The following is a 5,033-nucleotide window of genomic DNA, read 5'->3' as shown; positions in this document are numbered from 1 at the left end:
GGCGCCACGTGCGCCTCGAAGAGAAGCCGGCCGCCGACCGTCAGCAGATCCTGAATGCGGCGCAGTCCAACGAGGTCTGCTTCCCGATAGCCAATCCAACGGCAAAACGTTTTGTTCGCGCGGACGATGGTCCCGTCTTTGGTCGTCGTGAACAGACCGCACGGCGCGCGATCAAGCGTCTCGCTGATTGTCGGCAACAGTCTCTTTTGATGGGCCATCTGCGAGCGTTGGAAGGGTTTTTATGAAAGCCTCGATTGCATCGATGCACGCACGCGGCGCGCTGATATGAGGACAGTGTCCGGTGCTCTGGACGGTGGCAAGGACGCTTTCCCGGATCATCCGCCGCATATGGTTGCCTACTTCCAGGGGCACGAACGGATCGTTGCTTGATTGCACGATCAGGGTCGGCGTGGTGACGCGGACAAGCTCGGCTCGATGATCCGATAGAAAGGAAACGCGCGCAAAGTGTTTTCCAATCTCAGGGTCGTTGCGGCAAAAGGTGTTGGCGAATTTGGACCCAAGTTTCGATTGCGCTTGCGTGCCCAGGACTGCTGGTGCGATTGAATTGGACCATCCGAGATAGTTACTCTCCAGCGAGCCAAGCAGCGCCTCGATATCGCCACGCTTGAATCCGCCTCTGTAGTCAACGTCGTCAATAAGAGAAGGTGTTGGTCCGATCATCACCAGCCCGCTGAAACGCTCGGGCGCCTCGATCGCCGCGAGCATTCCGATCATGGCGCCCACGGAGTGGCCAATTAAAACCACCGGCGAGCTGGTGAGTTCGGCCAGTACTTCGAGCAGGTCTTTCGCATGACCGTAAAGCGTGCCGTATTTGACGAAATCGTACTTGGACAGGTCGGAGCGGCCGCTGCCCACCAGGTCGAGTAAAACCATGCGGTAGGTCGGCGCAAACGCGTCGGTCAGACACTGCCAGATGCTCTGGTCGAATCCAAAACCGTGCGCAAAAACCAGCGTGACAGGGCCGTCTCCGACGACGTGGACATGATTGCGTTTGTGGGCTTCCATTCCGCGCCTGTCATCGATAAATAATCAATCAGGATAAATTCCGCGACCGCCTCTTGAACCCCGCGAGACATTGCGGGCGCATTGGAATATTAATACGTTTGGTTTAATTTCTCCTAGCGGTGTGATGTGGCGAATCACAAGCTTAAGTAATGCCCATCAAATGCTTTTTTCAGCGATGGACCAGCGGAAATAAATGCCTCTGTGACGCGTCGGTCGAGTAATCTCTACAGAATTATGCAGCAGGCTTATTAGTTTTCTTCGGTCAGTCTCATCGCCGTCGAACTGTGTCCAATTCCTGGACGATGGGTGTCTACCCACCAAGCACCCACAGGTGCCGATCAAGGTGCTCAGCCAGTTGCAGTATGGCTTCTCATCATGGCATACGACTTGCAGAAGCGTGGCCATTGCCGGGTCGCCGGTTTTCATCGAGTCGCGCCATGTTGAGTTGGGTACATTTTGGGGACCTCCACGTTTCGCACGACGACAGCTATGAGAGTGTCGGCCTTCTAGAGCGTTTAGTCAGTGCGGTCAACACTAACGTCGCTCATGCGGTGGAGTTCGCCTATCTTCCGGGAGATAACGCCAACAATGGCAAGCTCGAACAGTACGCCAAGATTCGCTCGATCCTAAGTTCGCTTCGATTACCTACCAATGCGATTCCAGGGGATCATGATTTCGAACCAGGCTCGCTTGAAACATTCCATCGCGAACTGGGCGTCGACTCACTACCCAAGCAAGTCACCGTGAAAGGACATCGCTGCCTGTTTTTGGACATCGTGTCCGCCGGTGAAGGCGGTCCTGATTTCCGCCTTGGCGCGGCGCAGACAGAATGGATCGCAGCACAGCTGGCAGCTTGCGTGAACGACAAGGAACGGCCAGTTGTCTTCATGCATGCTTACCCCGGCGATCTTGCTGAAGGTGGGGAAGCGCTGGCACACCTGTTTGCATCCGCTGGAGTACTTGTCGTCGACACCGGCCACACTCACTACAACGAACTGCTCAATGACGGATCGGTTATTTACGCCGCGACGCGCTCGACCGGACAGATTGAAGAAGACGACGGGCGAGCGGGCGTTGCGATCGTCACCGTGGACGCCAGCGTGGTGAGTTGGCGGTTTCAGCCTGTTTCTGCAGCTTGGCCGCTGGTGATGATCACGACGCCGGCAGACAGGCGGCTCGTGACTGACCCCGCTGATCAAAGACAAGTGCCGGTTGGCAACTGCGAGGTGCGCGCCAAGGTGTTTGGCCAGCAGATAGCCGAAGTCGTGGTTTCCATTGGCGAGCAGCGTGCAACCATGCAGCCAGTGTCTGGTGAATATGCGGTTTGGCAAGCGGAGCTGCCGCGCCCTCCGGATGTGGATCGCTATAAGGTAACGGTCGTGGCGTCTGACGCGAACGGCAACACAGCGTCAGACACGATAGAGGTGCTCTCGCGACAGGGCGCCGGGAGCCGCGCGTTCGCCGCCGCCCCTCCTGGCACTGATGCGCACGCGGTTGGAGAATGGGCCGACCACGGCTTGCTCGGCTCGCAACTCGGCCCCAACAAAAATGGTCGTGCCTGGTGACGCCGTCTGCTGAGGTGGCCGTCCGGCCCGCCGGCAAGGCGACACGCCCGCTTGAGGCGCTGAATTTCTTCATGGCCGACGTGCAGGCAGGGATTGGCCCATTTCTCGGCGTATTCCTGCAGGCGCGGGGTTGGGGAACTGATTTGATCGGCACCGTGATGACCATCGGCGGCATCGCGGGAATGCTCGCCACTTCACCGGCCGGCGCCCTTGTGGATGCCACCCGGTACAAGCGCGCGGTAATCATCGTGGCTGGCGTGATGACTGTGCTCGCGTCTTTGCTGCTTTGGTTTGCGCATGGCTTCTGGATGGTGGCCGCATCGCAGATTGCTACCGCAGTGACGGGCGCCGCGCTCGGACCCGCAATTGCCGGCATCACGCTGGGAATGGTGAGGCAGCGCGGCTTTGACAAGCAATTCGGCCGCAATCAAGTCGCCAATCACGCAGGCAACGTGGCCGCTGCGGCGCTCTCCGGCTGGCTGGGTTGGCGCTTCGGGTTCGGCGCCGTTTTTGGCCTGAGCGCGATATTCGGCGTGGTTTCAGTTTTCACGGTGCTCCTGATTCCCGCAGATGCGATCGATCATGATCATGCGCGCGGTCTGGAGGGGGGGAACAAGGAGGCAAGCGAACGCGGCAACGACGAAATGAGCGGCTTTCGCACCCTGCTGCAGTCCAAGCCGCTTTTGGTGCTGGCCGCGGCGTTGGCAATGTTTCATCTTGGCAATGCCGCAATGCTTCCGCTTTACGGACTTGCGATCGTGGCTGCCAAGCAGGGCGACCCCAGCGCCTTCACTGCGCAGACGATTATCGTTGCACAGCTCGTGATGGTTATCGTATCGATGATGGCGAGTCGGCTGATCAAATGGCGCGGGTATTGGTGGGTGATCTTGATCACATTTCTGGCGTTGCCGCTGCGCGGCGCCATTGCCGCCAGTGTGCTTCATGCGTGGGGGGTGTGGCCTGTGCAGGCACTCGATGGCATCGGCGCTGGCTTGCAAAGCGTGGCGGTGCCGGCGCTTGTTGTTCGCCTCCTTGACGGCACAGGGCGCGTCAATGTGGGGCAGGGCGTTGTCATGACGTGCCAGGCTGCGGGTGCTGCGCTTAGTCCATTATTGGGCGGACTGCTTGCCCATACGTTTGGATACTCAGCCGCATTCCTGGTTTTAGGCGCTGTGTCTACCGCATCGATCGCCTTGTGGCTGGGATTTGGCACCAGTCTTCGTAACGCATGCCGCAGTTCTGAAAGCATATCGATCGAAGGCAAAACCGCAGCTTCGAGTGCCTGACGTACGTGCGGCGCTCTATGGGCCCGTCTGTACTCCTTTACTTTTTGAGAATCGCCGACGTGAATCCAACCTTCCTTTCCTGGGGCATTGCAGCCATGGCTACGGCCGGCGTCATTACGCGCCCGTTCAAATGGCCTGAGGCTATTTGGGCCGTCGCTGGCGCGTTGCTCATTGTCGCTCTGGGTTTGTTGCCTATTACGCAAGCTCTGCAGGCGGTCGCCAAAGGAGCAGATGTATATTTCTTTCTGTTTGGAATGATGTTGCTGTCCGAAGTAGGGCGCCGCGAGGGCTTGTTCGACTGGGTCGCGGTACTTGCGGTCAATCATGCGAAGGGGTCGCCCGCACGCCTGTTTTTGCTGGTGTACCTGGTAGGCGTGGTTGTTACGACATTCCTGTCCAATGATGCTGCCGCGGTTGTGCTGACACCGGCGGTCTTCGCCGCTGCGAAGAAAGCCGATACAAAGCCCTTGCCTTTGTTGTTCGTATGCGCATTCATTGCGAATGCGGCAAGCTTTGTTTTGCCGATCTCGAATCCCGCCAATCTGGTTTTGTACGGTAACCATACGCCCGCGCTGTCTCTCTGGATGGGCCGTTTCATCGTGCCTTCGGTACTGTCCATCGCGGCGACCTATTTCATGCTTCGCTGGGCGCAGCGCCGCGATTTGAGAGGCGAATGCAAGTCTGGCCTGGACAATGTGCCGTTGTCATCCAGCGGCCGCATTGCGCTGGGTGGAATCGCCGTAACTGCGATCGTGCTGCTCCTTGTCTCGGCGTTCGACATGCAGCTTGGCTTGCCGACCGCAATTCTTGGTGCGACGACCGCTGCAATCGTGCTGATCCAGGAGCGGAAATCGCCTTGGGCTCTGGTGAGGGACATCTCCTGGAGTGTCTTGCCTTTGGTTGCCGGGTTGTTCGTGCTGGTGGAGGTGTTGCAGCACACAGGCGTTATCGCGCACATCGCACAGATGCTCCAGTCCGCTACTCAGCGCGACGAATCATTGAGCGCCGGATTGTCAGGTGGCGTGATCGCGATCGCTTCTAATCTAATGAACAATCTCCCGGCGGGGCTGATTTCGAGTGCGACTGTGATGCAGGCACACAGCCCTGAGCGGGTCATCGATGCGTTGCTGATCGGGGTCGATCTCGGGCCCAATCT

At 58.5% G+C, this 5,033-nt stretch carries 5 protein-coding genes; 3 read left to right on the top strand and 2 right to left on the bottom strand.

Annotated elements, in window-relative coordinates:
• Nucleotides 1–197 (bottom strand): PAS domain-containing protein (locus ACFFAR_RS24210; RefSeq protein ID WP_375508601.1); only part of this gene is annotated, 197 nt, incomplete at its 3' end.
• The gene (locus tag ACFFAR_RS24205) at nt 172–1,026 is read right to left on the bottom strand and encodes an alpha/beta fold hydrolase (protein ID WP_174363923.1); all 855 of its coding nucleotides are present in this window, start codon (nt 1,024–1,026) and stop codon (nt 172–174) included. The genes ACFFAR_RS24205 and ACFFAR_RS24210, both read right to left, overlap by 26 nt.
• A 437-nt stretch (nt 1,027–1,463) precedes the next feature.
• Between ACFFAR_RS24205 and ACFFAR_RS24200 the strand changes: the two genes are divergently transcribed.
• The 3 genes from ACFFAR_RS24200 to ACFFAR_RS24190 form a co-directional block, all read left to right on the top strand.
• Complete coding sequence (locus ACFFAR_RS24200) at nt 1,464–2,591, top strand: metallophosphoesterase (RefSeq protein ID WP_174364814.1); 1,128 nt, start codon at nt 1,464–1,466, stop codon at nt 2,589–2,591.
• Nucleotides 2,588–3,877 carry an MFS transporter gene (locus ACFFAR_RS24195; RefSeq protein WP_256701234.1) on the top strand — a complete coding sequence of 430 codons (1,290 nt, stop codon included), beginning with the start codon at nt 2,588–2,590 and terminating at the stop codon, nt 3,875–3,877. Before ACFFAR_RS24200 ends, ACFFAR_RS24195 begins: the two co-directional genes overlap by 4 nt.
• A 59-nt stretch (nt 3,878–3,936) precedes the next feature.
• Nucleotides 3,937–5,033, top strand: a 1,097-nt coding sequence (locus ACFFAR_RS24190) for an SLC13 family permease (protein ID WP_174364815.1), incomplete at its 3' end; no start/stop codon positions are given.

It is taken from the genome of uncultured Caballeronia sp. (genome assembly GCF_964243625.1).
Lineage (GTDB): Bacteria > Pseudomonadota > Gammaproteobacteria > Burkholderiales > Burkholderiaceae > Caballeronia.
The sequence above is the reverse complement of the archived record's forward strand: the minus strand, read 5'-3'. Positions and strand labels throughout refer to the sequence as shown.